The sequence below is a fragment of the Colwellia sp. TT2012 genome (assembly GCF_001440345.1).
Classification (GTDB): domain Bacteria; phylum Pseudomonadota; class Gammaproteobacteria; order Enterobacterales; family Alteromonadaceae; genus Colwellia.
This window is the reverse complement of sequence record NZ_LJYX01000017.1, coordinates 609,502-635,854: the sequence shown is the minus strand read 5'-3', so window position 1 is coordinate 635,854 and position 26,353 is coordinate 609,502. Positions and strand designations below refer to the sequence as shown.

At 39.8% G+C, this 26,353-nt stretch carries 26 protein-coding genes and 1 pseudogene; 16 read left to right on the top strand and 11 right to left on the bottom strand.

Annotated elements, in window-relative coordinates:
* Positions 1–5: 5 nt before the first annotated feature.
* From rdgB to ASU03_RS12420, 5 genes are all read right to left on the bottom strand, one after another.
* The gene (rdgB, locus tag ASU03_RS12440) at positions 6–617 is read right to left on the bottom strand and encodes an RdgB/HAM1 family non-canonical purine NTP pyrophosphatase (RefSeq protein WP_057832090.1); all 612 of its coding nucleotides are present in this window, start codon (positions 615–617) and stop codon (positions 6–8) included.
* A gap of 152 nt (positions 618–769) precedes the next feature.
* A complete protein-coding gene (locus tag ASU03_RS12435; protein ID WP_057832089.1) occupies positions 770–1,210 on the bottom strand; it encodes a DUF4426 domain-containing protein in 441 nt (146 codons plus the stop codon).
* A gap of 107 nt (positions 1,211–1,317) precedes the next feature.
* Positions 1,318–1,863 carry a YggT family protein gene (locus tag ASU03_RS12430; RefSeq protein ID WP_057832088.1) on the bottom strand — a complete coding sequence of 182 codons (546 nt, stop codon included), beginning with the start codon at positions 1,861–1,863 and terminating at the stop codon, positions 1,318–1,320.
* 58 nt (positions 1,864–1,921) lie between these two features.
* Complete coding sequence (gene proC, locus ASU03_RS12425) at positions 1,922–2,743, bottom strand: pyrroline-5-carboxylate reductase (RefSeq protein WP_057832087.1); 822 nt, start codon at positions 2,741–2,743, stop codon at positions 1,922–1,924.
* 16 nt (positions 2,744–2,759) lie between these two features.
* Positions 2,760–3,479, bottom strand: coding sequence for a YggS family pyridoxal phosphate-dependent enzyme (locus ASU03_RS12420; RefSeq protein ID WP_057832086.1), 720 nt, complete (start codon positions 3,477–3,479; stop codon positions 2,760–2,762).
* A gap of 118 nt (positions 3,480–3,597) precedes the next feature.
* Between ASU03_RS12420 and ASU03_RS12415 the strand changes: the two genes are divergently transcribed.
* Both ASU03_RS12415 and ASU03_RS12410 read left to right on the top strand, forming a co-directional pair.
* Complete coding sequence (locus ASU03_RS12415) at positions 3,598–4,641, top strand: type IV pilus twitching motility protein PilT (RefSeq protein ID WP_057832085.1); 1,044 nt, start codon at positions 3,598–3,600, stop codon at positions 4,639–4,641.
* A 39-nt stretch (positions 4,642–4,680) separates the two neighbouring features.
* Positions 4,681–5,808: a PilT/PilU family type 4a pilus ATPase gene (locus tag ASU03_RS12410; protein ID WP_057832084.1), complete on the top strand. Its 1,128-nt coding sequence runs from the start codon at positions 4,681–4,683 to the stop codon at positions 5,806–5,808.
* Between the two features lie 111 nt (positions 5,809–5,919).
* Here the strand turns inward: ASU03_RS12410 and ASU03_RS12405 are convergent, their stop codons facing one another.
* Positions 5,920–6,381: a hypothetical protein gene (locus ASU03_RS12405; protein ID WP_231731575.1), complete on the bottom strand. Its 462-nt coding sequence runs from the start codon at positions 6,379–6,381 to the stop codon at positions 5,920–5,922.
* 326 nt (positions 6,382–6,707) lie between these two features.
* On the opposite strand from ASU03_RS12405, the pseudogene cobT reads away from it, so the two are divergent.
* From cobT to ASU03_RS12380, 8 genes and pseudogenes are all read left to right on the top strand, one after another.
* Positions 6,708–7,876 (top strand): annotated as a pseudogene (cobT, locus tag ASU03_RS12400) (nicotinate-nucleotide--dimethylbenzimidazole phosphoribosyltransferase).
* Between the two features lie 112 nt (positions 7,877–7,988).
* The gene (locus tag ASU03_RS21810) at positions 7,989–8,357 is read left to right on the top strand and encodes an adenosylcobinamide-GDP ribazoletransferase (protein ID WP_269433019.1); all 369 of its coding nucleotides are present in this window, start codon (positions 7,989–7,991) and stop codon (positions 8,355–8,357) included.
* Between the two features lie 8 nt (positions 8,358–8,365).
* The gene (locus ASU03_RS21805; protein ID WP_269433018.1) at positions 8,366–8,632 is read left to right on the top strand and encodes an adenosylcobinamide-GDP ribazoletransferase; all 267 of its coding nucleotides are present in this window, start codon (positions 8,366–8,368) and stop codon (positions 8,630–8,632) included.
* Complete coding sequence (locus tag ASU03_RS21800; RefSeq protein WP_269433017.1) at positions 8,629–8,793, top strand: bifunctional adenosylcobinamide kinase/adenosylcobinamide-phosphate guanylyltransferase; 165 nt, start codon at positions 8,629–8,631, stop codon at positions 8,791–8,793. The genes ASU03_RS21805 and ASU03_RS21800 overlap by 4 nt, the downstream gene beginning before the upstream one ends.
* A gap of 22 nt (positions 8,794–8,815) precedes the next feature.
* Entirely contained in the window at positions 8,816–9,196 is a 381-nt protein-coding gene (locus ASU03_RS12390) for a bifunctional adenosylcobinamide kinase/adenosylcobinamide-phosphate guanylyltransferase (protein ID WP_269433016.1), read from the top strand.
* A gap of 44 nt (positions 9,197–9,240) precedes the next feature.
* Positions 9,241–9,798 (top strand): histidine phosphatase family protein, encoded by a 558-nt coding sequence (locus tag ASU03_RS12385; protein WP_057832082.1) that lies wholly within the window; start codon positions 9,241–9,243, stop codon positions 9,796–9,798.
* Positions 9,795–9,956: a hypothetical protein gene (locus ASU03_RS21530; RefSeq protein WP_231731574.1), complete on the top strand. Its 162-nt coding sequence runs from the start codon at positions 9,795–9,797 to the stop codon at positions 9,954–9,956. Before ASU03_RS12385 ends, ASU03_RS21530 begins: the two co-directional genes overlap by 4 nt.
* A 1-nt stretch (position 9,957) precedes the next feature.
* Complete coding sequence (locus ASU03_RS12380; protein WP_057832081.1) at positions 9,958–11,556, top strand: cobyric acid synthase; 1,599 nt, start codon at positions 9,958–9,960, stop codon at positions 11,554–11,556.
* Between the two features lie 127 nt (positions 11,557–11,683).
* On the opposite strand, the gene ASU03_RS12375 is transcribed toward ASU03_RS12380, so the two are convergent.
* The 3 genes from ASU03_RS12375 to ASU03_RS12365 form a co-directional block, all read right to left on the bottom strand.
* A complete protein-coding gene (locus ASU03_RS12375) occupies positions 11,684–12,838 on the bottom strand; it encodes a hypothetical protein (RefSeq protein WP_231731573.1) in 1,155 nt (384 codons plus the stop codon).
* 109 nt (positions 12,839–12,947) lie between these two features.
* Positions 12,948–13,250 carry a DUF3301 domain-containing protein gene (locus ASU03_RS12370; protein WP_057181628.1) on the bottom strand — a complete coding sequence of 101 codons (303 nt, stop codon included), beginning with the start codon at positions 13,248–13,250 and terminating at the stop codon, positions 12,948–12,950.
* A gap of 12 nt (positions 13,251–13,262) precedes the next feature.
* Positions 13,263–14,315: a DUF3549 family protein gene (locus ASU03_RS12365; protein WP_057832080.1), complete on the bottom strand. Its 1,053-nt coding sequence runs from the start codon at positions 14,313–14,315 to the stop codon at positions 13,263–13,265.
* Between the two features lie 110 nt (positions 14,316–14,425).
* On the opposite strand from ASU03_RS12365, the gene ASU03_RS12360 reads away from it, so the two are divergent.
* Complete coding sequence (locus ASU03_RS12360) at positions 14,426–14,764, top strand: YqcC family protein (protein ID WP_231731572.1); 339 nt, start codon at positions 14,426–14,428, stop codon at positions 14,762–14,764.
* Positions 14,765–14,810: 46 nt separating this feature from the next.
* Positions 14,811–15,656: a tRNA pseudouridine(65) synthase TruC gene (locus tag ASU03_RS12355; protein WP_057832269.1), complete on the top strand. Its 846-nt coding sequence runs from the start codon at positions 14,811–14,813 to the stop codon at positions 15,654–15,656.
* 55 nt (positions 15,657–15,711) lie between these two features.
* Here ASU03_RS12355 and ASU03_RS12350 read toward each other — a convergent pair whose 3' ends face one another.
* Positions 15,712–16,290 carry a 5-formyltetrahydrofolate cyclo-ligase gene (locus ASU03_RS12350; protein WP_057832078.1) on the bottom strand — a complete coding sequence of 193 codons (579 nt, stop codon included), beginning with the start codon at positions 16,288–16,290 and terminating at the stop codon, positions 15,712–15,714.
* A gap of 106 nt (positions 16,291–16,396) precedes the next feature.
* Positions 16,397–17,836 carry a peptide MFS transporter gene (locus tag ASU03_RS12345; protein ID WP_057832077.1) on the bottom strand — a complete coding sequence of 480 codons (1,440 nt, stop codon included), beginning with the start codon at positions 17,834–17,836 and terminating at the stop codon, positions 16,397–16,399.
* A 399-nt stretch (positions 17,837–18,235) separates the two neighbouring features.
* On the opposite strand from ASU03_RS12345, the gene ASU03_RS12340 reads away from it, so the two are divergent.
* From ASU03_RS12340 to ASU03_RS12325, 4 genes are all read left to right on the top strand, one after another.
* The gene (locus ASU03_RS12340; RefSeq protein ID WP_057832076.1) at positions 18,236–21,001 is read left to right on the top strand and encodes an SLBB domain-containing protein; all 2,766 of its coding nucleotides are present in this window, start codon (positions 18,236–18,238) and stop codon (positions 20,999–21,001) included.
* Positions 21,002–21,120: 119 nt separating this feature from the next.
* Positions 21,121–22,401 (top strand): Vi polysaccharide biosynthesis UDP-N-acetylglucosamine C-6 dehydrogenase TviB, encoded by a 1,281-nt coding sequence (tviB, locus tag ASU03_RS12335; protein ID WP_057832075.1) that lies wholly within the window; start codon positions 21,121–21,123, stop codon positions 22,399–22,401.
* 344 nt (positions 22,402–22,745) lie between these two features.
* Complete coding sequence (locus ASU03_RS12330; protein WP_057832074.1) at positions 22,746–23,780, top strand: NAD-dependent epimerase/dehydratase family protein; 1,035 nt, start codon at positions 22,746–22,748, stop codon at positions 23,778–23,780.
* Between the two features lie 238 nt (positions 23,781–24,018).
* Positions 24,019–26,352 (top strand): ABC transporter permease subunit, encoded by a 2,334-nt coding sequence (locus ASU03_RS12325; RefSeq protein WP_057832073.1) that lies wholly within the window; start codon positions 24,019–24,021, stop codon positions 26,350–26,352.
* Position 26,353: the final 1 nt, after the last annotated feature.

Genomic DNA, 26,353 nt, shown 5'->3' with positions numbered 1-26,353 from the left:
TCACTTTATGCTCTCGCCTTAGCCAGTTGTGTAACCAACTTTGCTAAGGCTTGACCACGATGACTACGTTGGTTTTTTACATCTCGTGATAACTGCGCCGAAGACATTTGTAAGTCATCTTGCCAAAAAATGGGATCATAACCAAAGCCTTGATCGCCTTGCTTACTCCTACTGATACTACCTTCCCAGACGCCATGACAAATAAGTGGTGTTGGATCATTTTCATGCTTCATATAAACCAAAACACAGTGAAAACGAGCGCTACGCTGTTCATCAGGAATATCCGTTAACGCAGCAAGTAACTTATTGGTATTATCATCATCGGTTACTTGCCCTTGGGTGATATCTGCAGCGTAACGAGCTGAATAAACCCCCGGCGCGCCATTTAAGGCATCAACTTCCAAACCAGAGTCATCAGCAATCGCAGGTAAGCCGGTGATTTTTGCCGCATGACGGGCTTTAATGATGGCATTTTCGACAAAAGTTGTGCCTGTTTCTGCCACTTCTGGAACATCAAATTCACTTTGCGGTACTATATCAATGCCCTGCTCAGTCAATAAGTGGGCTAACTCTTTAACTTTGCCCTGATTTCCTGTGGCTAATACAATTTTTGACATGATGGTTACCTGTTTACTCGTTTTATTAATGATATTTTATGAGCGCTATTCTACCTTAAACCGTAATAAACTTGCTATGTTTCGCTAAAATTAAGCGCAAAAAAAAGAGCTATATAAAGCTCTTTTTTAATAACGTGTTAGGGTGTTTTCGCTTAATCAACATAGAATTTTTGTGAAAATTTCAACTGCTGCTTTTCTTTGCCATCATTAATCATAATATCAAAATGAAGGGTTTCTTCATTGCGATAGCGAACTTGGGCTAGGTAATAAATAGCATTGCCTTCTTTGACCTCGACAAAATCTAGATCTTTAAATTGTCCAAGGTTGTTTTTAGCTTTACCGGTAATACTAACGGCTTTAGCAGGCGTGCCTTTTTTACTATTGTCTAACACTGATATATTGATTAAACCATTGTATCTGCTGCGCGTAATACCATAAGCTTTAGCTATTTCAGGGGTGAAAAATGTTGACCCAATAGCCATGTAATGTACATTCATTGAGCCTAGTTTTTTCATGTTTTCAGCGCTAACACTGGTCATCACAAACAAGCTAAGGCTAAGTGCGATAAGTAGTTTGATGATTGAAATTTTCATGTGGATCTCCAAAAAAGTATAGAGGACTCGAAACTGTGCTGTTACTTGCTCTTAATTATAGAACAGTTCCGAAGTAAATTAAGTTGATAAATATGAGTTTAACTTTTTTATAGCGCGCCCCAATAAGGCAGTGAACTGGCCAATAATATATTGATGACATTCATCGCCAAAAAAGCGACCAACATAGATAAATCTAAACCACCCATATTAGGAATTATTTTGCGAAGTGGTCGTAAAAAAGGGTCCGTTAATTGGCTAAGAACCATAGCCGTGGCATTATAACCTTTGACTACCCAACTCATGATAGCCATGATGATCATTAAAATAAACAGCAAAAATCCTGCTTGTTTTAATAATACTAATAAGCCAATGTAAAAGGCTAACACACCTAAACTTTCACCGGATAAAGCCGCAAGGGTGACAAATTTTAATGTTGCGACAATATATGCCACCAATATAGTTGCCAGGTCAAAACCACCTAACCCGGGAATAATTCGGCGCAGTGGTACCACTAATGGGTTACTTACTTTGACAATAAATTGGCTTAGGGGGTTATAAAAATCAGCTTTAACCCATTGTAGCCATACACGCATGATTAAAATCATTAACAAGGCATCGAAGGCGAATCTCAGCAAATAAATAATTGCTTCCATTGGTTTTCCTCTAGGTAATTATAAATATTCTAATTAAAGTTTTTGTCATTGAAATGCCTTATTTAGCCATTTCTTCAGCACGGGCAATGGCCGCATTCATGGCATTTTTGACCATGTCTTCCATACCATCCTGTTTAAATTGTTCAATTGCCGCATGTGTTGTCCCTCCTTTTGAGGTGACATTGGCACGCAAGGTACTGATCGCCTCGTCACTATGGGCAACCATTTGTGCAGCGCCAAGAGCGGTTTGTTGTACTAACATGCGGCTCTCTTGACTTGAAAAGCCTAAATGTTGCGCTTGTTTCTCCATGGCTTCCATAAACAAGAAAAAATAGGCTGGAGCAGAGCCAGCCACGGCGATAATATCATTAATCTTATCCTCGGTGGCAAGCCAAATAATTTTACCTACTGCCGTCATTAGCTTCTCGGCAATCGCCTTATGCTCAACGCTGACTTCATTTGAGGCAAATAAACCACTCATACCTAAGCCCAATTGTGCTGGAGTATTTGGCATAACTCGAACCACAGGGGGCAGGTTAACCTTGTTGTTTTTTGATAGGGCTACTTGGATCTGTGCAACCGTTGTCCCTGCGGCCACCGAAATAAAAAGCTTTCCTGAAATACTGATAGCCTGACTTATTTGCCGACAAACCTCAGTGATAAGGTGTGGTTTAACACAAAGCACTACTACTTCGGCAAACTCACTAGCCTTGTTATTGTCATCCGTTTGTAAAACGCCAAACTCTTGCGCCAGGTTTAGTCTCTTGCTTGGCGATGGATTAGCTACCATAATGTTTTGTGGTGCAACACCTGAGTTGACTAAGCCAATAATAATCGCGCGCGCCATATTCCCAGCACCGATAAAGGCAATTTTGTTCATAAAGATAGTCCTAAGGTTAATTTTTATATGTTCGTGTACCAAAGATGGCGCTACCAATTCTCACCATGGTTGAACCGTGGGCTACCGCTTGCTGAAAATCATTAGACATGCCTAAAGAAAGGGTATCGACACTTGGGTACTTTTTTTGTAATTGTATAAATAGTTGCTGCATCTTTTCATAGCAATCGTTACCGGCGTTTTTTTCAGGCAAGGCCATTAAGCCACGTAAGGTGAGTTTATCACAGTTGTTGACAATTTCAGCGAGCGAGAAAATGTCATTAATAGCAACGCCTGACTTAGACTCTTCATTGCTAATATTCACTTGTAAACATATGTTTAGCGGAGTATTGTGACCATTATCATCTTGAAGATGTTTATTTAGGCGCAGGGCGATTTTTTCTCTATCGACACTATGGACCCAAGAAAAATTATGGGCAATTTGTTTGGTTTTATTCGCTTGAATTGGGCCAATGAAGTGCCAATTTAACTCAGGTAAATGTACTAGCTGTGTTATTTTTTCTACGGCTTCTTGCAGGTAATTTTCACCAAAATCATGTTGTCCTGCTAAATATGCCTGTTCAATGAGTTCCGCTGGCTTAGTTTTACTGACTGCCAGTAGTGATACGGGCAGTGATTGCTTTGCTCGTACAGTATAAGGAATTAATCGACCACTTTGCTGGCAAGCTTGCTGAATTTGCGCTTTAATTTTATCAAGATTATCTTTTATGTTTATCATGTGAACTTAGTGTGGACTGTTTTAACTTAACTTATTTTCTGGATAGTATAACCTATTAAATTATTACCGATAAAAGATAAAAATATTATTTTCTATCACCCTATCAATAGAGGCTTTTATGGATATTACCGAACTACTTGCATTTAGCGTACAGCATAACGCATCAGATTTACATTTATCAACGGGTACACCACCTTGTATTCGAGTAGATGGCGATATACGTAAACTCAATATTCCCGCTTTTGATGCTAAAGACGTCAATGCTTTAGTGTATGACATTATGAATGACCGTCAGCGTAAAGAATATGAACAAAATTTAGAGGTCGATTTTTCCTTTGAAGTGCCAGGCCTTGCTCGTTTCAGGGTTAATGCTTTTAATCAGAACCGCGGTCCGGCCGCAGTATTTCGTACCATTCCAAGTAAAATTCTGTCACTAGATGACCTAGGTTGTCCTGAAATATTTCGTGATATTGCCGATACCCCGCGCGGCTTAGTACTGGTAACTGGACCTACGGGCTCAGGTAAGTCAACCACCTTAGCGGCTATGGTGGATTATATTAATAGTACTAAACACGATCATATTCTCACCATTGAAGATCCCATAGAATTCGTCCATGAAAATAAGAAATGCCTGATAAATCAAAGGGAAGTACATCGCGATACCTTAAGCTTTTCAGCGGCATTGCGCTCAGCTTTACGTGAAGATCCCGATGTTATTCTTGTTGGTGAGATGCGTGATTTAGAAACTATTCGTTTAGCCATGACCGCGGCAGAAACGGGACATTTAGTCTTTGGTACTTTGCATACCACCTCAGCGCCTAAAACCATTGACCGTATTATTGATGTTTTCCCCGGGGAAGAAAAATCCATGGTGCGCTCTATGCTTTCTGAGTCACTGCGTGCGGTTATTTCACAAACCCTGATTAAAAAGGTGGGTGGTGGTCGTGTTGCCGCCCATGAAATTATGATTGGTGTACCCGCTATTCGTAATCTTATTCGTGAAGATAAAATAGCACAAATGTATTCTGCTATCCAAACGGGTATGCAACACGGTATGCAAACCATGGATCAATGTCTGCAAGGCCTAGTAAATCGCGGCATAATCACCAAGCAACATGCTATGGAAAAAGCGGTTGATAAGACCCAATTCTCAGGCTTTTAACCCATAGCTTTTGCAAAAAGATGAAATAAAGGATATTAAATGAGACTTCATCAATTTTTAGAAAAAATGGTAAAACAAGGCGCTTCTGATATGTTTGTTACCGCCAAAATGCCGGTTAGCGCAAAAGTAAATGGTGAATTAAAACCCATCGATGATGTGGTGTTGACGGCTGAAGAGTCTTTAGAGCTCGTTCATGCTGCCATGACTGAAAAGCAGCAGCATCAATTTGACACTGAAAAAGAATGTAACTTTGCCATTGAAATTGAGGATATTGGCCGTTTTCGTATCTCGGCTTTTTGGCAACGTGATATGGCGGGCATGGTTGTGCGTCGTATTATTACCGACATTCCAGATGTTGATGACTTAGGTTTACCATCGGTACTTAAAGACGTTATTATGTCTAAGCGTGGTTTAGTACTCTTTGTTGGTGGTACAGGTACGGGTAAATCAACCTCGATGGCCTCTCTTATTGGTTATCGTAACCGTAACTCTTATGGTCATATTTTAACCATCGAAGACCCAGTAGAATTTGTCCATGAACATGGTAAAAGTATGATAACTCAGCGAGAAGTTGGCTTAGATACGCTGTCATTTGATGCAGCACTGCAAAGTTCATTACGCCAAGCTCCCGATGTTATTTTAATTGGTGAGATTCGTAACCAAGAGGTTATGGAACATGCGTTAAGCTTTGCTGAAACAGGTCATTTATGTATCGCTACCTTACATGCTAACAACGCCAATCAAGCCATTGACCGTATTATGCATTTAGTCCCTGCTGATCAACATGGTAAATTACTGTTTGATTTAGCTTTGAACTTGCGCGCTATTATAGCTCAACAATTGGTGCCGACAAAAGATGGGCTTAGCCGAGTTGCCGTTATTGAAATCTTACTGAACTCGCCTTATGTTAGTGAGCTGATCAAAAAGGGTGACGTTAGCAGTATTAAAGAGGTGATGGAAAAGTCTAATGAACTCGGCATGAAAACATTCGATCAGGCGCTATTTAGCCATTATCATCAGGGGATGATCACTTATGCGGATGCCATTCATCATGCGGACTCGCCCAATGATTTACGTTTAATGATCAAATTGCGTAGTAATGAACAAGGCGGTATGGGTGGATTATCAGGGGTAACCTTGGATGGTGCAGATCCCGATGATAATTAGTCTTGCTTAACTCAATAACTCAAGGGTTTACCTTTTTAAAGCGGGCCGTTAGTTGTTTTTTTGACAAGTAACGGCCTGCTTTTTTTATGCTCAATAGTGAAAGGTATTAGGCTAATGCTTCTTATGCTTTGGCTTTGTGCTATTACCGACATAGTAGTAAATCGTCCAAGTCGTGGAAAATAAACCCGATGTTGGTACTAAGTGTGTTGAAAAAGTTACCTGCTCACTTGGTTTAGCCTTATTATTGGTGAAACTTGCTTTCATGCCATCATCATGTCTTCGATTACTCTCTTCTAATTGCCACTCATCCCCTAAACATTGCTTAGTGATTCTTTTAGCACTGCGGTAATAATTTTGAGCGGTTTCTTCATTCGGCGCCACTAAGCGACAAGAGTAGGTATGTTGCTTGCCTCCCCAGGAAAAAACTTGGCAATTTTCACCAAAAAGGTGGTATTTAGCTTTCCATATATTACTGGCTCTACCGCCAACTTTAACCTCTTTAAGTTGCTTAAAGTCATCATAATAGGCATTTTTAAGTTGTTCTAGTTTAGTACATGGATTTGTAGTGGGCATGATATTGGCGGAAATCTTGGTATTTTGATTAACGCAACTTGTCAAAAATATACTGGTAAGGATAAGAGTCAATTTTGTAATTTTTTTCATAAAATTATATCAGCCTGAGGTAAAATTTTAAGGTGAATATTTATTACTAAGGGATGGTACAGAGTTTTAGCACTTTTTCCTAGCGAAGACTTTAGCGGAGCTAGCAATAATAATTTAAAACATTGCTGTAAATTAACCCTGCTATCATAGTGAAAACAGTTATGTTTTTAATGAGTTAAATAGCTTAAAATAAGGTCATTATTTTTATTTTTAACCACTCCCCTAGACTAAAGCTCATGATGGTAATCTTACCATTAAGTAAAGCAACATTAGCCGTTATACAAACTAAAATTGACGAAAAAACGAAACCGCTAGGTGCCTTAGGTGCACTTGAGCCCTTGGCTGTGCAACTTGCTTTAATTAGTGAGCAAAGACGAAAAAAACATGCGGAGCTTATTAGTCGTAGCTCAGCTGATAAAGGTAGTGGCCAAATCAGTATGAACATGCCGACCATGTTAGTCTTTACGGGTGATCACGGTATCAATGAAGAAAATTTAAGTATTGCCCCCAGTGACGTGACACAACAAATACTACTCAATTTTTTACAGGGAGGGGCGGCAATAAATTGTTTTTGTCAAAGTAATGAGCTTGCGCTTAGGGTGATTGATTGCGGCATATTACAAGCCATTAACCCTAATGACATAGCGCAACTTCTTTAAGGTAACAGCGGTGACGTTAAACTTATTGAACAACGACTTGGCGCAGGAACTAATAATTTTTCAGTCAGGCCTGCTATGTCTATCACTCAGGTAGACCAAGGCTTTGAACAGGCAGAAAAACTTGTTAATGCGCAAGTAGCACAAGGTGTCGAGTTGTTTTACTCGGTGAAATGGGCATTGCTAATACTAGCTCTGCTGCGGCCTTAATATCAGCGCTCACTTGTTTTAGTGTTGAGCAGTGTGTTGGTCGAGGTACAGGTATCACTGATGAACAATTAGCTAAAAAAATCACCTTGATTGAACATGCTTTACAACGAGTAAACCTATCAGACAGTGGCCCTGAAACGTTAAATCAAGCTGAAGTCACTGAGTTACTATCACAACTCGGCGGTTTTGAAATTGTACAAATGGTGGCGGCGATATTAACAGCCGCCGCTAACACTATCCCCGTTGTCATTGATGGCTTCATTGTTAGCGTGGCCGCACTTGTTGCACTGCGCTTAGATAAAAATGTAGCTAATTACCTTATATTTCCCCATGTTTCCGAAGAAAAAGCCCATCAGCTATTATTGAGTGAACTACTGGCGGCACAAACGTTAACTAAGCAAGGTGGTCAACCCTTATTAAAGCTAGGTTTGTGTTTGGGGAAGGGCACAGGTGCCGCACTTGCTTATCCTCTGATTAAAGCTGCAGCAAGCTTTTATAATCATATGGCCAGCTTCGAAAGTGCGGGTGTGACCGTGTGATTAAGCCGATAAAAGGCCAGCTAATAGAAACCTTATCGAGAACGTAAAAGCTAAACTGAATTTATTTTACTTGGCGCTAAGCTTTTTTACTCGTTTACCTGTGCCCAAAACCATGATTTATTCAGAGGCATTACTGAATAAAGCTAACCGATACTTCTCTTTAGTGGGGTTAGTCACAGGTTTGTTGCTCGGCTTAACGTATGTCGTTTTTAGTCACTTTTTACCGGTCAATGTCGCTATTTTGTTAATTATGGTGATAAGTTTGCTATTAACCGGCGCTTTTCATGAAGACGGTTTAGTCGATATGGCTGATGGCATAGGTGGCGCTTTCGCCAGAGAAAAACGACTAAGTATCATGAAAGATAGTCGTATTGGTACCTATGGTGCTGTCACCTTAGTGATGGCTTTGCTATTAAAGTCCACTTTGTTAGTAGGGCTAGCTCAACAAGATAGTAAGCACTTGCTTTTAGCGTTTTTTTAGCGGCAAGCTTGTCTAGATCAGTTGCTGGCAGTTTAATTTCTAGCCTACCCTTGATGGGTCTAGCCCCGCTAATTTTTTATACCAGTGAAGTGGTTTTTTCTTTATTGTTGGTGTTATTGTTTTTTCGTTGGTTTTTTAAACAGTGGCTTATGGCTAAAATAGGTGGCTTTACCGGCGATTGTTTAGGCGCAGCACAACAAATTTCTGAGTTGCTTATTTATTTAACCCTCGTTGCCTTTCTCAAAAACGATACTTTAACGAGAGTCATAGGGTGATTCATTTTGTGCTAGGTGGTGCTCGCTCGGGCAAGTCGACATATGCAGAGCAACAAGTGCAAGTGTTGGCAAGTAAGCTAAATAAACCCGCGGTGTATATTGCTACGGCAACCGCCATTGATATTGAAATGGGCAAGAGAATAAAGGCAACAGCAAAGTGATAGAGGTGATAACTGGCAATTAATGGAATGCCCATTAGCGCTTGCGGAAACGCTGGCTGAACTTGATAACAACAATGTCTATTTATTGGATTTTTTAACGTTGTGGTTGAACAACCAACTTTATGCGGTACAAGAGGCAAGTAATGTCCAGCAGGGAGAGCATTTACAAACTGAGATAGATAATTTAATGGCGTCTTTTAGCTCAGTAAAGACAGATATTATTATTGTCAGTAATACAATTGGTTTAGGTGTTGTGCCCATGGGTGAGTCGACGCGATTATATGTGGATTATTGTGGTTGGTTAAACCAAAAGGTTGCTGATCTCGCCGATAAAGTTACCTTGGTAACTGCCGGTATACCACTAAATATAAAAAATATTTATGAGTGCAAAGAGAGTTATTAAAATGCTACTTGTTAATAGGACCGCCATTAAGGTGATTAATAGTTTTGCTTGAAATTGACTTAATAAGGTATGTTAAAGTTGTAGGCAAGCCAGCTTTATATGGCTGTACTGATGTCGCCCCTATTGCGAACGAGAATAGCCGTTTACTTAAATATTTAGTTGGCCAACAAAAAACCGCCCATGCCTACCAGGGTATTATTTGTTCGCCTTTAAGGCGCTGCCAGCTATTAGCTACAAAATTTTCACAGCTATGCCAATTACCGTTAGAGATATCAGCAGGTTTACAAGAGATGAATTTTGGCTGCTTTGATGGCATGCCTTTTGATGATATACCTTTTGATGGACAAGGTCATAACATAAGTAACCAAGACAAATGTTTTAAACAGCCAAAAGCTAAAGCGCATTGCTCACAACTTGAAGCGTTTTTTCAGGCTCCGGCTGAGGTAATATTACCTCAGGCTGAGGCCTCAGCTGATTTTCACTGCAGAGTAATAAAGGCTTGGCAAAACTTGCTAACGCAACAAGTGGCTATTGCCAATGAGCAAAGAGAAAATTTTTATGCTAAGCCGCAAGGGCCATTAGCAAAAAAACGCCCGCATTGAGACGCGTGTTAGTTATCGCCCATGGCAGTCTCTCGCGGGTTTGTGTTAGCCAGCCTTATCAAGGTAAAAACCAAGCTTCGCACTTATATCAACAAGCAGAGCAACAACTACATCAACAAGTGACGACTATTGCCATGCCGCTGCTTGAGGACTTTTAATATGCCAGTTAAACAAAGTAACACTCATACTAACCATAGCTCCATTACCTTAACTAAATCAGCTCAAGGTAAAACCTTGATGGTCCAAGGAACTACTTCTGATGCAGGGAAAACCACCTTAGTGGCCGGCCTTTGCCGCTTGTTTGCTGATTTACATATAAAGGTAGCACCTTTTAAACCGCAGAATATGGCACTTAATAGTGCGGTTACCCCTTGTGGCGGCGAAATTGGCCGAGCCCAAGCACTGCAAGCAAAAGCGGCGCGTTTACCTCTAGATGTCGACTTTAACCCTATTTTGTTAAAACCTAATAGTGATACTGGTGTGCAAGTTATTGTGCACGGTAAGGCGCTCAACCATAATAGCTCGTCGAATATGGAAGCGAGCGAGTATCAAGATTATAAAAAAGTGGCTATGCAAGCTGTGCTTAGTTCACATCAGCGCTTGATAGAAAAATATGACCTAGTCGTGGTTGAAGGTGCCGGCAGTCCAGCAGAAATAAATTTACGCGAGGGTGATATTGCTAATATGGGCTTTGCTGAAGCCGTCGATTGCCCCGTTTTGATCATTGCTGATATTGATAAAGGTGGTGTTTTTGCCCAATTGGTCGGTACCCTGATGTTATTGTCACAATCAGAGCAAGACCGAGTGGTTGGTTTTGTCATTAATCGCTTTCGAGGTGATATTAAGTTACTTGAGTCTGGCTTGACCTGGTTAGAGAAAAAAACCAATAAACCTGTGTTAGGGGTGTTACCTTTTTTACACGGTTTAGATATTTCTTCAGAAGATGCCTTAGTGACCCAGCAAGCGTCAGTAACAGGAGATTCGTCTGCAGACAAAGTGCGCATTGTGGTATTAGTTTATCCCTATATGAGCAATCATACTGATTTTGATGCCTTACGCCATCATAAAGATATAGATTGCCAGTTCCTGTTTGCTAAAGGGGTTGAAGGTGATAACAGTCCTGAAAAAATCGCGATTCCCCCGTGCGAGTTGATTATTTTACCCGGTAGTAAAAATGTCCGTAGTGATCTCACTTTTTTACGTCAACGTGGTTGGCATGATGATGTAGCCAAACATTTGCGTTATGGCGGTAAAGTGATAGGTATCTGTGGTGGTTATCAAATGCTTGGAGAATTGATTGCTGACCCCGAAGGATTAGAAGGGCAAGCGGGGAGTAGTAAAGGACTAGGCTATTTTTCTATGAAGACAGTATTAAAGCGGGAAAAAACTCTGCTTAATGTTTCCGCGATATTACAACTTGCTCAGCAAAGGGTTGAAATTAGTGGCTATGAAATTCATGCCGGTGAAAGCACCTTGATTAATGATGACGCGCAACCGTGTCATTATTTACTTGATATTCAAGGTAAGGAGCAAGGGTTATTAAGTGACGATGGGCAAGTAGCTGGTTGTTATTTACACGGTCTATTTGATCAACCCGCTGGGCTACAACTCTTTATGCTGTGGCTTGGTTATGAGGTCAGCAAAGCGCCAAGTGTGGCGGTACTCGAAGAGCAAGCTATTGAGCGAGTAAGTAAAGCCTGTCAAACACATCTGGATATGGTAAAAATTAAACAAATAATAACCGACTGGTACAAATAACTAAAAAATATAGCGGCTATTATTTATTGCCTTGATGTCTAACGTAGTAACTCCCTTAAAACCAACCGTGACAAAGTTAATGATCGGATTAGTGATAAGCTAATCGTTTATGCTTGCCCAGGTTAAACTATGCATCTTTATCTAGGAAAGGTGCGTACTGCAGGTTTTTACCCAAGACTGCTTGGCTACCATTAAGGGAGAAACTATAACCACATAATGAAAACTTACCGCGAAAAGCCAGAGCTTGTACTAATTCCCGACTATCGAGCGGGGAGAAGCTAGCAAAGTATTCACTACCGTTTTCAACTAAAACCGTTAAAGGACGTAAAGGTTCACCTTTATTAAACTTAATGCTCTGACAGCTTTTATCACCTTGTGCGGATAGTAGTGACCAGAGTTCACCATCAGGGACTTGATCGGCTTGCCAGTGAATAATAATGCCTTGGTACTCGGATAAGTATAAATTGAAATTATCTGGCATTGCCAATAAATGTTTTTTAGTAATAATAATATTATCAGAGGTGTTTTTAGTGATTTCTTTGGCTTCATTCAAAGTAGTATTACGGCTAGTTAAATGTTGCTGGTTGATTGAGTTTAAAACACTACTAACAAATACTGCGATAAAAATCAGTGCTACGCTGGCAATTACCCCAAGTTGTAATTTACGGTTACTGAGCATCTTTAGCCGAATAAGCTCACCAAGATCCGCTTGTTTACGGGCAGTTTCATCATTAGGCTGGTAATTTGGCGTATTGTTTTGCTCCGCCGCAACAGTTTCACTAAGAAAAACTTGCTCACTGGCGCTGTCAGCAACTAAGGTTGGTTCAATACGCTGATGAAGCGTTGTTATGCCAACGGACTTTTGTTGGTAGGTACCTAGATCTACTGGGCCGTAATAACCCAAGATATAATCATGCTTAACTTTTTTATTTGTACTGGGGTAAGTGAGCAGCAGTGCGCAGCTCAAGGCCGGTAAAATTAATAAATAGTAGCTGCTACTATTTTCAATGATTAAGCTAAGCACACCCGTAAGTAAAAGTAAGCCGCCAGGCACCAATTGCCAATTCTTATTAAGCGTGGCATCGTATAATCGTCGTTTGGTACTACAGGTGAGCACAGCAGTTAAGATGAATAAAAGTGCAATACTTACCAGTAAATTGCTGGAGAAAATGGCTGAAAAAAAGATAAAACCCAAAAGAGCAAACATTGAGCTGGCAAAAAATCGACTACGGTCGTCAAATCCTTTTAAACAAAAAACGGTTTGTAAAAATGGCAAAATCATCTCCAATAGATAGATTAAATTAGCGCTAGGTTATTTATTAACTTATTGTTTAAGCTAACAGTAACTTAACGGCTAGTCTAACAATAAAGCTTATTGATTAAGGTCAGTACTAATTTACCCGATAAGCGGGTAAGTTGATTTGCTCTAGCTTTAAACCATAAAGCGTTAGATAACCGTGGTTATTTGACTCGCCATCACCACTAAAGTCAAAATCAAAAGTGCTATAAATACAGAGGCCATGCTGCTTGGTAAACTTGGGTCGACTTGAACGTCTCGCCAAGGAAATAAACTGCAGACCCGTTTCTTTGCAGTAATTATTTACATAACGTTGAGCAGCCTCCGACACTTGTCTTAAATAGACGAAGTACCAGCAAAATAAACAGAAGAATAACAAATAATAAATATTTTCCATAAACGATAATACCTAAGCTTGGTTAAATAATTGTCCAATGGCTTGTGCGAGTGCCTCAGAGCGATGTTCACTGCGAAGGCAATGAAAAACAATGGCTTTCATGGTCGGAATCGCCACTAAATCTTTAAAAGTACTGGAAAATAGGGCTAGATCATTAATATTAACTAGGTGTTCAAAATAACACATTAGCGTTTTCTCATCCGCTAAAGCTGGCCAGCAACGGCTTGATAGGGTAATTAATAATTCACTATTTACTGGCTGAGCAGTCAAAATCTTGGCAACAACTGCTTTCACATGGATGTGGTGACTATTGGCTGCCAGTGCTCGTAATAATGGTGCCGCTTTTGCTGTCTCTGCTGGCTTTATTAAAGCATTTTCCACTAAGGCGACCAGGGCATCTATTAAAACCAGCGGGTATTGTTCATTTTCTAAGGCACTGCAAACCGGGGAAAGTACTTCATTGGGTAAATGAGGCAATGCTTTGACTAGCAGTTCGCTGTGGTTATCTTGCTTTATTCTGGCAATGAAGTCGGTAATGCCTTGTACACCAATGTGCTGCCAGTTATCTGGTAAATTTTCTTGGCTAAGGTAGTGCTTAAAAGGTGCAAAAAACTCACTGGGCTGTTGCTGTAAATCAACTTTGATTTTACTGTTTATACTGGCTAATTTATATTGAGGCGGAGTATAAAGGTATGGATTAGACTTGAGTAATTCTTCTTGTTTTTTAGATGTTTTTTGAGTTAAATCAGCACCTAGGGCTTCAACAACAATAGCGATAAAGTGATTTATTGCCCCTTGGTTTAATAAGCCACGCTCATCAAGAGGTAACTTCAATAGCCATAAATAAGGTTGAGACGATTTTTTTTGCCAAAAAGCAATCGCAAGGCAAGCATGACCCTGAACGGGGGTAGGATAGGGTAATTGGTTTAACTCCATCTTTTCAAAGTGTTCTTTGGCTAATTTAGTGACGAGTCGACCAATATCATAAAGGCGATATTGTGAGCCAGAAAGTTTAAGTAATTCTGATAGGGTAGCTATGTTCGCTGCTGGTACTGTGTCAGTCATAAATTCAAAATATTGCTGCTTGTTATAGCACCTTATTATAAGGATAATGACGCTATTAACATAGTAAAACTATCGGCCGGCACTAATCGGCCTTAAATAATTGACCCCTGATGATGAAAAAACACCTTGAACACACCACAGCGTTGCTGGCAGCGCTAACCACTGAACTTAAATTGCTTAAACTTTGGCAAACACAGCAACCCAGTGCAGTAGAGCTGGCGAGTAGTGCACCTTTTTGCTGTGATAGCTTAGCTTTTGAACAATGGTTACAGTTTGTTTTTATTCCTCGAATAACTCAACTGATAAATCAACAACAAGCGCTACCGAGTAAAATAGCGCTAAGACCAATGGCAGAAGAATCTTTTAAACAGTTATCGGCGCAAGCTTTACTTGCTGTTATCAATAAAATAGACCAAACATTGACCGGACAAGGTGATTACTGTGAGTGATATTGACGGGCGTATTTTAGCTAAGACGTTAGCTACGGGCTCAGCTATGGATTTAGCTGAAGAAAAAGCGGTGCCATTAGTCAAACCAGTGCTTACTATTTTATATCAAGATGAGTTTATGGTAGCGGTTGATAAACCTGCGGGTTTATTTGTCCATCGTAGCTTTATGGATAAAGATGAAATCTATTTTGCTTTGCAATTAGTACGAGATCAAATCGGGCAATATGTCTATCCGGTACATCGTCTAGATAGACCAACATCAGGGGTGCTACTTTTTGCTTTAACTAAAGCGGTAGCAACTAAGCTAAGCGAAGCTTTTGCCAATAAAAGTAGCCAAGCTGAGCATAGGCCTAAACTTGATGCCGAGCTTGCGCCGAAATTCGCTGCGCAAGATAACATCGAAGCCAGTGGCATGGTGAAAACTTATTATGCCTTAGTACGAGGTCACTTGGCTGTGCCAACAGGTTTTATTGATCACCCATTGAAAGAAAAACTGGATAAATTAGGCGATAAAAATGTGAGTCGTGATAAGCCCGCACAATCGGCACAAAGCTACTATCAAGTAAAGCAGCAAGTGAGCTTGCCAATCAAGGTTGGGAAATTCGATAGCGTGCGTTATTCTCTAGTTGAAGTACAGCCAGTTACTGGCAGACGTCATCAAATCCGTCGTCATCTAGCGCATTTACGTCACCCCATTCTAGGTGATATTAATTATGGCGACAATAAACAGAATCCGTTTTTTATTGCACACTTCGGCTTTAAACGTTTAATGCTGCACGCACAATCATTAACGTTCAATCATCCGGTTAGCGATAAAAGAATCACCATATCTGCGCCGTTTGATCAGCAATGGCGACAGCTTTTTACTGAATTGAAATGGCCCGTCATTTAATATTTCTTGTTAACGCTACGCTTTATTTGTTAGCTAATGGATGATGCTTGAATAGCTAAACAAAACAATAGCTTTTACTTGGCGTGATTATTTCGGGTAAGGGAATATCCCAACTCTCTATCGGGATATTTGCTACTTGCTGACAATCATGGGCAAGCCCAAGTGGGTATAGTTTAGTTTGTTGCCAGTGGGCTAGACTTCGGTCATAAAAACCACCACCCATACCTAACCTGGCGCCAGTATCATCAAAAGCCACTAGCGGTGTACATATGATATCAAGCTCTGCTAACGGGCAAACCTTGGTGACATCTAATCTAGGCTCTAAAATACCAAAGGCATTGGTAACTAGCTCGGTATCTTGTTGGTAACGTAAAAAAAGTAAATGCCCAGGGTTAAAAGGGTGTATAACCGGTAGGTAAACCTCTTTTTGTTGTTGCCAACACCAGTCAATAAAAATTGACGTCCCCAACTCACCATCATTGGTTAAGTAAACCGCAATGCACTTAGCGGGTTGAATCTTACTATGGCTAGATAAGCTAGTTGCTAGAGCAATCGCTGCATTATACTGTTCACTTGCTGATAAGCTATTACGGCGTTGTCTGATTTCTTTTCGTAATTGTGAGCGTGCATTCATAAGGGAGGTTATCTTTATGAGTTCTTTATTGTTTATTCGGAATAAAAAAAGCTGGGCGATTGCTCACCCAGCTTAATACTATACTTGTAACTTGTACTATTACGAATTATCTGCGTGTTTCTGAAATACCTTCATGGGTGCCAGTCACTGAAATTTCTTCTTCAATTTTAGACTCTAAATCATGCGTATTCTCGCCTTCGGCGCCATGCATCCATTCAACGAGTTTACCTGCAGAAAGGTAGATGATAACACCGGTAATTAATGCACCAATACCAACACCCATAAAAATGTTAGCGGCATTATTAACCATTTCTTCACCTTCACCAACAAATGAGCCAATAAATGCAGCTAACCAGTTAGATAAAGCGGTAAAGAAGAACCAAATACCCATTAATAAGGAGGTAAATTTAAGTGGCGCTAATTTAGTGACCATTGACAAACCAATCGGTGATAAACATAACTCACCTAACGTATGGAAAAAATAAGCAAATACTAGGAACAACATACTTACTTTCACCGCAACATCGCCGCCTTGAACCATAGTAGCCCATAACATCACGAAGAAACCTAAAGCTAAAAATAACATAGCTAAAGCGAATTTTTTCGGTGAGGTCGGCTCGTTTGAGCCCATTTTAACCCAAGTAGAGGCAACAAAAGGCGCAAGTAAAATAATGAACATGGCATTCAATGATTGAAATGATGAAGCGGCAATTTCAAAACCAAACAAGGTACGATCGGTGAAGTCCGACGCATAAATAGTGAATAAACCACCGGCTTGTTCAAAGCCCGCCCAGAAAATTACCGAGAACATGCTCACGATCAAAATAACTTTCATGCGGTCGATATCTTGCGGGGTTAACGGCGCATCTGCTTTTTCTTCACCTTTAACACGTTTAGCTGATGGTAGAACACCAATATCCCCTAAATATTTATTTGCTAGGGTCAGTTGTAAGGTTAAACCAATCAACATACCACAACCGGCTAAGATAAAGCCGTAATGCCAGTCAACCGTTTCGCCAAGAACACCAACAGTAATAGGTGCTAAAAAGGCACCTAAGTTAATGCCCATATAGAAAATGGTAAAAGCAGCATCACGGCGTTTATCGCCTTCTTCATAAAGCTCACCAACTAAACTTGAAACATTGGCTTTAAATAAACCGTTACCAATAATAATAAGCGCTAAACCGATATAAAATACCGTTTCTTCCATGCCGACAATCAATGACTTTTGAATACCTAAGGTAAAGTAACCTAAGGAGAAGATAATACCCCCCCAAATAATAGCCTTACGTTGACCAAGATAGTTGTCAGCTAACCAACCACCGATTACCGGGGTTAAATAAACAGCCATAGTGAAAAAACCATATAACCGTAACGCTTCTTGGTTGGTCCAGCCAAAACCGCCATCTTGTGTTGAGGCAATTAGGTACAAGACCAAAATGGCACGCATACCGTAATAACCGAAACGCTCCCACATTTCAGTACCGAATAACAGGAAAAGTCCTTTAGGGTGGCCAAATAGCGTACCCGCATTAGGTGTAGTCATATAATTATCCTAGATTTTATTTTTTATAATTTTTTGCGTTAGTTTCACTTTTGTATGGGCAGAGGGTATGACCATACAAAAGTAAAGAGAGAGTTATACCTGTGTGTTGCTTTAAAGGCAAGTTTTGCGTGAAATCAATAGCCTGCTTGCTTTGAGAGCCGTAGAGAAATGTTTCCTTGCACTTACCAGGTAAATAGTCAGTTGTTGGCTGATATTACTTCACACTAGGTTGGTTCATATATTGTTTGCCTGTCCATATGCTGGTAAACTTCGGCGTCACTAATGTAAGTGGTTTAGCTCAGGCGCTATTCATTCAAGGACGGATTGTTCCAATGATAAATGGTCGCCCTGCTTAAATGTATTACTGCACCGGCTATATAAATAGGAATTTTTGCTAAAATGATAAGCGCCATCAAACAGTTTATTCAAAATCACCATGCCCATACCCGAAATGTTTTTATAATAGCATCGCTTTTTTTGACTTTTTCTCTGACCAATTTCCCCTTAAAAGTATTCGCTAATACTCAGATCAGTCAGCAGCAGTTAGAGCAGTTTAAGAAATTGCCGCCATCACAACAAGCAGCGCTTGCTAAAAGTATGGGTATTGATTTAAATAGCATTAAAGGTCAGCTATCGGCGAGTGGTTTAAGCAATGAGATAATAAATACCGATGTATTTCCGCGCGGCACCATGTTTGATGCGGACGGCAACCCTATTGTTGAAGATGAAGAATTAGCAGAGTTAGAAGAAAGTGATGAGTTAAAAGCTTTTGGCTATGATGTTTTTGCTAATGCCCCACAAACGTTTGCACCTATGATGGATATTGCCATTCCAGCCGATTATATCATGGGTCCAGGTGATAAAATTTCAGTACAAATCTTCGGTAAAGACCAAGACGAGTTAGAATTAACGGTGAACCGTGAAGGGAAAATAGTCTTTCCATCACATGGACCTTTTACGGTTGCGGGTTTAACCTTTGATGAAATGAAACGTTTATTGACCGCACGTATTAAAGAGAAGGTGATTGGTATTGATGTTGTTATCGGTATAGCCTCTTTACGCTCAATGCGTATCTTTGTTCTTGGTGATGCTTTTAAACCAGGTCCTTATACCTTAAGTTCATTATCAAGCATTACCCATGCGATTTTTGCTGCCGGTGGTATTAGTGATATTGGTAGTTTGCGTAATATTCAGCTTAAACGTGGCGGTAAATTAATCACTACGCTGGATTTATATGATCTGTTAATTAAGGGTGACTCAAGCTCTGATGTTTTATTGCAATCGGGTGACGTGGTTTTTATTGCCCCTAAAGGTCATACCATTAGGGTTGAAGGTGAAGTACGACGCCCTGCTATTTATGAACTAAGTCTCAATGCTGACTTTAATGATGTCTTGACTATGTTCGGGGGCTTGTTACCAACAGCCTTTGCTAAAACAACCCGAGTGGAACGTTATAATCAAGATGCTTTGCGAACGGTAGTTAATATCGATTTAACCAACGCCAGTGATTTAGCTAAAAAAGTTCAAGCAGGCGATGCAATTTATGTGATGAAAGCGGCTGAAATGTTTGAACAATCTATTACGGTTATTGGTGCGGTTACTCGCCCGGGTAAATACCAATGGCAAACAGGGCAGCGTATTACCGATATCTTGCCAAATATCGACTCTCACTTATTACACTCTGCCGATCTAAATTATTCTATTGTTGTTCGTGAAATTGATATTGCTCGTAATATTGAAATTCACCAGTTTGATTTAGCCAAAGCTATTTCAGCACCAAATTCAAAAGATAACCTGCTTTTACAAGGTAATGATAAAATATTAGTTTTTGCTAATATTGTTAAATTAATGGACAGTAAAATTAATTTAGATACCTTGGCCTTTACTCAAGATAATCTCGCCAAAAAAGAGCAGCAACTAGCGAAAGATAAATATAAGCTAAAGCAATTCTGGTTAAAATACGGCGATGAAGAAAAAATATCTCAACTTGATAGTGAACAAGTCGCCGCAGCTAAACGCATTGAGCAATCAATTGCACTATTTAGTGGTGGTGAAATTGAAGAGGAACTTGACCTTAAAGAGTTAACCCTGTTTTCACGTCAACGATTATTGATGCCTATTATTGAACAGTTAAAACGTCAGGGTAAATCTGGACAGCCTATTCAACTAGTGGAAGCTGATGGTGAAGTGAAATTCCCTGGGGTTTATCCGCTGGCTAAAAATGCCCGCGTTGCTGATCTGGTGGCGGCTGCTGGCGGCTTAACAGAATCTGCCTATGTGGTCCGCGCTGAAGTGACTCGTAATCATGTCGTTAACTATATGGCGCAGCAAACGTCTATTACCATAAATCTTGGTGCAGCACTTGCCGGTGATGAAAAGGATAATGTCTTATTAAGCTCTAAAGATAGATTGAATATTCATCAAATCCCCGCGTGGAGTGAAAACAATGTGGTTGAGTTGAGAGGCGAATTTGTTTTTCCGGGGAAATATACCGTACGCCGTGGCGAAAGCTTAGCGGATTTAATTGCTAAAGCAGGTGGTTTTACCGCGTTTGCTCATCAAGAAGGCTCTGTTTTTACCCGGGTGCAGTTACGAGAAATTGAACAACAAAACTTATTAAAATTGACCGCTGACTTACGTATCGAAATGGCGTCTAAGTCAATGACGGATCAAAATTATTCACAATCTTATGCTGAAGTACAACAAATGTTGGCTGATATGGCTAATGTCCAGCCAGTGGGACGTTTAGTGCTTGATTTACCAAGAATTGTACATGATAAAAATTATGACGTTTTACTGGAAGGCGGCGATGTGCTTTACGTACCAACATTGAAAAACTCTATTAACGTCGTTGGTCAAGTACAAGTTACCTCGTCACATATGTATGATGTTAATTTATCGGCTCAAGACTATCTTGCCCAAAGCGGCGGTAGTAAAAAACGTGCGGATGAAGGTAGAATCTATATTATTGCTGCTAATGGTAGTATTAAAATGATGGACAGTGGCAATTGGTTTACCAGTGATGCCGGTGATAACTTAAAACCTGGCGATACCATAGTAGTACCTTTAGATGCTGAGTATATGAATAACTTAGCCTTATGGACTAGTGTCACGGGCATTATCTATAACTCGGCCGTGGCAATCGCCGCTATCAGTGGTATTTAGCTGAAAGCGTATAGTATAAATAAGTAAATACTGCTAGGGGGTTAATGCCTAGCAAGTAATAAATAAAAGCGTTAATAAAATACTCATAGAGTATTCATCAAACATTAAATGGACCTAGTATGTTGCATTCATTAAAAAACGTAAATTTAGCTATAATTGGTCTAGGTTATGTTGGTTTACCCTTAGCTGTAGAATTTGGTAAAAAATACCCTACCTTAGGTTTTGATATTAATAACAAACGGGTAGAGGAATTAAAGCAAGGCCATGATTTCACTTTAGAAGTATCAAGTGACGAGTTAGCCGATTCAGCCTTTATTTCCTATTCTACTCAGGTTGACGACTTAAAAAAATGTAATATCTATATTGTTACTGTGCCAACACCTATTGATCAACACAAGCAACCTGATTTAACGCCGCTAATTAAAGCCAGTGCTATGTTGGCCAAAGTGATGAGTAAAGGTGATATCGTTATTTATGAATCAACGGTATATCCTGGGGCAACCGAAGAGGTCTGTTTACCTGAGATTGAGCGTAATTGTCAACTGGTTTTTAACCAAGATTTTTTTGCCGGTTATAGTCCTGAACGTATAAATCCCGGAGATAAAGAACATAGGGTTACCAATATTTTAAAGGTTACCTCAGGCTCAACCCCTGAAATTGCTGATTTTATCGATAGCTTATATAAATCTATTATTACCGCAGGTACCTATAAAGCATCAAGTATTCAAGTAGCTGAAGCAGCTAAGGTGATTGAGAATACTCAAAGAGATCTCAATATTGCTTTAATTAATGAATTAGCGGTTATTTTTAATAAACTTAATATTGATACCGAAGAAGTATTAAAAGCCGCCGGCACTAAATGGAATTTCTTACCTTTTAGACCAGGTCTTGTTGGCGGCCATTGTATTGGTGTCGATCCCTATTATTTAACACATAAAGCTCAAGCGATAGGTTACAATCCAGAAGTTATTTTAGCGGGACGTCGTATTAATGACTCTATGGGAAAATATGTGGTATCACAATTAGTGAAAACCATGCTTAAAGCCAAGTTACCGGTGAGTGGCGCTAATGTGTTATTAATGGGTTTAACTTTTAAAGAAAACTGTCCTGATGTGCGTAATACTAAGGTAGTTGATATTTATACAGAATTAGCTGAGTTTGATGTTAAAGTTGATGTTTACGACCCTTGGGTAAATCCTGAAGATGCAAAACAACAATATGATATTGATTTAATTTCATCGCCTAAGCAAGGTCATTATGATGCGGTGATTTTTGCGGTAGCTCACCACCAGTTTAAGGCCTTAACTGCTAGTGAAATAAAAGCTATGATGAAAAAAGAACATGTAATTTACGATCTGAAATATATGCTAGATAAAGAGTTAGCAGATATTCGTCTGTAATCCCATTTAGCTCAATTCAACTAATATATGACATAAAGGCTCTGTTCCATAATACGGTTGTCTACATTGTAACTATCTGATTTTATGGTGAGTATTGCTGAAGTTATAATATAGCTTCACAAGCATGACGGTACAGGATGTACTTTAAGATAATGCTGGGAGCATATTATCCTGAAGCTTGTAGAGAGCCCCATGGATGGGTTTACGCGTCTCGCTTGTTTACTCAGCAACACTAAACCACAACAGAGGCGACATAAATACCCCTAGCTGACTTTCTCAGTTATTAGGTATTTTGTTAAAGAAGGACTATTTAACTCATGGGCTTCTCATTGAAGGAAAAGAAAATGACTCAATTTCAAAAAATTAAACAAGCGCTTATCAATTCACCTAAAACTTGGCTGATTACGGGTTGTGCCGGATTTATCGGTTCAAACTTATTAGAAACGCTGCTGTTATTAAATCAAAAAGTGGTAGGTTTAGATAATTTTTCTACCGGTCATCAACACAATTTGGATGAAGTGGAAACACAAGTTTCATCTCAGCAATGGCAAAGTTTTCATTTCGTTAAAGGTGATATCAGAGAGCTAAGTGATTGTAATAAAGCCTTAAGTCATTATAAAGAGGGGGTTGATTATATCCTCCATCAAGCGGCGCTCGGCTCAGTGCCCCGATCGATTGCCGATCCTTTACTAACCAATTCAGCCAATATTACTGGTTTTTTAACTATGTTAACGGCGGCAAAAGATAGCAAGGTTAAAAGTTTTGTTTATGCGGCTTCAAGTTCTACCTATGGCGATCACCCGGGGTTACCTAAAGTGGAAGATATTATTGGTAAACCGTTATCTCCGTATGCGGTTACTAAGTATGTTAATGAGCTTTATGCGGATGTTTTTTATAAAACCTATGGCTTAAATTGTACCGGTTTACGTTATTTTAATGTCTTTGGTAAAAGACAAGACCCCGATGGCGCTTATGCTGCGGTAATACCTAAGTGGACTGCTGCCATGATAGCGAACGAAGCCGTGCTGATTAATGGTGATGGTGAAACCAGCCGTGATTTCTGTTTTATTGAAAATGTCGTACAAGCTAATATTTTAGCGGCCACAGCAAACGCTGCGGGTAAGAATCAAGTGTACAACGTTGCCTTAGGTGATAGAACAAGCTTGAACAGCTTATTTACTAGCTTAAAAGTCGCTTTACAAGCGAATGGTATCGAGTATCAACAATCACCAACGTATAGAGACTTTAGAGCGGGAGATGTTAGGCATTCACAAGCCGATATTACTAAAGCTAAATCATTGCTTGGTTTTGAACCACAATTTCAAATTCAACAAGGCATAGATAAAGCCATGCCTTGGTATATTAATTTTCTGAGCTAAGAAGGTAGTCATAGCAAAAGATTATTAAAAGTCACCTTGTAATTTAGCGGTGGTATTAGATAAGCAGCAACTCACTCGAGGCGCTGCTTTTTTTATGCCCTTAGCCATTTATTAGCTAAGCACTTTTTTACTGTAATATAAATGTCACATAACTTACTTATACTTTGCCCAGTTATTTTATCATATTCTCTATATTGGATAAGCTAGTCGTTAGTTTATTAATAATAAGGTTAATTAAGTGGCAACTCTTATTAGTGCAACCCGAAGTCGGGCGGTTAAAAATTCATTAGCAAAATGGTTAATAACCCTAGGTGGTATTAGCGTTTTGTTCACCCTAGTGCTGATTTTTTTGTATTTGCTTTATGTCGTTATGCCTATTTTTGAGTCCGCAAAAATAGAGCCTGCCGTTAATATCAGTATTGACTTACCAGCGAATGACAAAGTGTTAGCGACCGGTGTCGATGAATTACAAGAATTGGTTTATCAAATTACCGATACGGGTACTATTCATTTCTATCATTTAACCGCCAGTGCTGAGCAAGCAAGTAATCAGTTTTTAGTGGGTGATAAAGCGCTTTCAAGGTCTCTTTTTGCCAGTGATGGCTTTAATCAAGAGCAGCTTGTTAGTGTGGTAAATTCTTTTTCCGCTAATAAATTACTGCATACCCGTAGTGGTAAAACCTTATTAATTCAACCCGGTTTTCATGCCCTATACGCCAATGATACCCGGGAAATTATTGCCCAAGTAAATTACCCCTTAGGACAAAAATCGTTAAAGATAGATGAGCAACAAGCGAAATTACCTCAACTGGCTTTTGCACTAGATGACGAAAAAATTGTCTTTGTTGCCTTTACTGAGGATAAACGTTTAATAAAAACCAGCTTTATTGCGGATGATGAGTTTGGCTCAAACAGTGCTGGTGATGACATTGACTATGAAATAATTTATCAACAAATAGACTTGCCAACCGCTATCGTTAATAGTGGCGTTGATGAAATTAAAGTAACGCCTGATTTGAGTTTGGCTTTTGTGCGTACTGGTTCAACCGTGTGGGTTTATTCGTTAAAAGAGCATGACGAGGTTCGCTTAAAAGCAACGATTACCCCTATTCTTAGTAGCGAAGATACTTACCTGACTTCAATGGCTTTGCTCTCTGGTAGTAGTTCAGTATTACTGGGTGATAGTAGTGGCCACGTCAGTCAATGGTTTGAAGTGGCCACAGAGTCAGGTCGCCAGTTTAAACAAATAAGAAGTTTTAATGCCAATGATGACAGCCAAAAGCAAACATCAAAGGCGATAACCGCTATTTACACCGAGCGTTTTCGTAAAAGTTTTTATACTATGACGGCCAGTGGCTGGGTCAATGTCTTTTATACCACGAGTTCCGCACATTTATGGCAAGGGCAGTTAGCCTCTAGCCAACCTGCAGCTTTTACCATAGCGCCGCGAGCAAATGGCTTAATAATAATTGGTAATGATCCACTCGATGCCAATAAGCAAAATTTACAAACGTTCAGTGTTCATAACGAGCACCCAGAAGTTACTTGGCAAGCGTTATGGCAAGAAGTTTGGTATGAAGGTTATCCTGAGCCTGATTATATTTGGCAATCTAGCTCTGGCTCTGATGATTTTGAAGCTAAGTTCTCTTTAGTCCCTATTTCTTTTGGTACCATTAAAGCGGCTTTCTATGCGATGTTATTTGCGGTACCCGTTGCCTTAAGCGCAGCCATATATACGGCTTACTTTATGACGCCAAACTTACGTAAAAAAGTCAAACCCACTATCGAAATGATGGAAGCACTGCCGACCGTTATTTTAGGCTTCTTAGCGGGTTTATGGTTAGCGCCGTTAATGGAAGAGTATTTACCTGCAATATTTATGCTCTTTATTTTATTACCTTTGGCGACACTGTTAACCGCCTTTTCCTGGCATAAACTACCCAATAAGGTCAAAGATAAATTACCTGAAACCTTGGCGCCAATTTTATTAATCCCCGTGATAATCTTGACAACCTATGTGGCCTTTTCTTTATCACCATGGCTTGAGGCTATGTTATTTAATGGCGATATGCGTCAATACCTTACTAACGACCTGGGTATCAATTTTGATCAAAGGAACGCTTTAGTGGTCGGTATTGCCATGGGTTTTGCTGTTATTCCCACCATATACACTATGGCTGAAGATGCAATTTTTAGTGTTCCAGGCCATTTAACCAATGGCTCATTAGCGCTTGGTGCCACTCAATGGCAAACCTTAGTAGGGGTAGTGCTGTTGACCGCAAGTCCAGGTATTTTTTCCGCGGTTATGATGGGGCTTGGTCGCGCGGTTGGTGAAACTATGATTGTCTTGATGGCAACGGGTAATACGCCGATATTAGATTGGAGTATTTTCCAAGGAATGAGAACGTTAGCAGCCAATATTGCCGTAGAAATGCCAGAGGCAGAAGTGGGCAGTTCCCATTATCGTATCTTGTTCTTAGCCGCCTTTGTCTTATTTATTTTTACCTTTATTTTCAACACCGCAGCAGAATTTGTTCGCCAACGCTTACGAGAGAAATACAGTTCAATGTAGT

Excerpts from the sequence above, each read along its gene's own strand:
- rdgB (WP_057832090.1), bottom strand. The coding sequence starts at position 617 with ATGTCAAAAATTGTATTAGCCACAGGAAATCAGGGCAAAGTTAAAGAG.
- ASU03_RS12435 (WP_057832089.1), bottom strand. The coding sequence starts at position 1,210 with ATGAAAATTTCAATCATCAAACTACTTATCGCACTTAGCCTTAGCTTG.
- ASU03_RS12430 (WP_057832088.1), bottom strand. The coding sequence starts at position 1,863 with ATGGAAGCAATTATTTATTTGCTGAGATTCGCCTTCGATGCCTTGTTA.
- proC (WP_057832087.1), bottom strand. The coding sequence starts at position 2,743 with ATGAACAAAATTGCCTTTATCGGTGCTGGGAATATGGCGCGCGCGATT.
- ASU03_RS12420 (WP_057832086.1), bottom strand. The coding sequence starts at position 3,479 with ATGATAAACATAAAAGATAATCTTGATAAAATTAAAGCGCAAATTCAG.
- ASU03_RS12415 (WP_057832085.1), top strand. The coding sequence starts at position 3,598 with ATGGATATTACCGAACTACTTGCATTTAGCGTACAGCATAACGCATCA.
- ASU03_RS12410 (WP_057832084.1), top strand. The coding sequence starts at position 4,681 with ATGAGACTTCATCAATTTTTAGAAAAAATGGTAAAACAAGGCGCTTCT.
- ASU03_RS12405 (WP_231731575.1), bottom strand. The coding sequence starts at position 6,381 with ATGCCCACTACAAATCCATGTACTAAACTAGAACAACTTAAAAATGCC.
- ASU03_RS21810 (WP_269433019.1), top strand. The coding sequence starts at position 7,989 with ATGATTTATTCAGAGGCATTACTGAATAAAGCTAACCGATACTTCTCT.
- ASU03_RS12390 (WP_269433016.1), top strand. The coding sequence starts at position 8,816 with ATGGAATGCCCATTAGCGCTTGCGGAAACGCTGGCTGAACTTGATAAC.
- ASU03_RS12380 (WP_057832081.1), top strand. The coding sequence starts at position 9,958 with ATGCCAGTTAAACAAAGTAACACTCATACTAACCATAGCTCCATTACC.
- ASU03_RS12375 (WP_231731573.1), bottom strand. The coding sequence starts at position 12,838 with ATGATTTTGCCATTTTTACAAACCGTTTTTTGTTTAAAAGGATTTGAC.
- ASU03_RS12370 (WP_057181628.1), bottom strand. The coding sequence starts at position 13,250 with ATGGAAAATATTTATTATTTGTTATTCTTCTGTTTATTTTGCTGGTAC.
- ASU03_RS12365 (WP_057832080.1), bottom strand. The coding sequence starts at position 14,315 with ATGACTGACACAGTACCAGCAGCGAACATAGCTACCCTATCAGAATTA.
- ASU03_RS12360 (WP_231731572.1), top strand. The coding sequence starts at position 14,426 with ATGATGAAAAAACACCTTGAACACACCACAGCGTTGCTGGCAGCGCTA.
- ASU03_RS12355 (WP_057832269.1), top strand. The coding sequence starts at position 14,811 with ATGGATTTAGCTGAAGAAAAAGCGGTGCCATTAGTCAAACCAGTGCTT.
- ASU03_RS12350 (WP_057832078.1), bottom strand. The coding sequence starts at position 16,290 with ATGAATGCACGCTCACAATTACGAAAAGAAATCAGACAACGCCGTAAT.
- ASU03_RS12345 (WP_057832077.1), bottom strand. The coding sequence starts at position 17,836 with ATGACTACACCTAATGCGGGTACGCTATTTGGCCACCCTAAAGGACTT.
- ASU03_RS12340 (WP_057832076.1), top strand. The coding sequence starts at position 18,236 with ATGATAAGCGCCATCAAACAGTTTATTCAAAATCACCATGCCCATACC.
- tviB (WP_057832075.1), top strand. The coding sequence starts at position 21,121 with ATGTTGCATTCATTAAAAAACGTAAATTTAGCTATAATTGGTCTAGGT.
- ASU03_RS12330 (WP_057832074.1), top strand. The coding sequence starts at position 22,746 with ATGACTCAATTTCAAAAAATTAAACAAGCGCTTATCAATTCACCTAAA.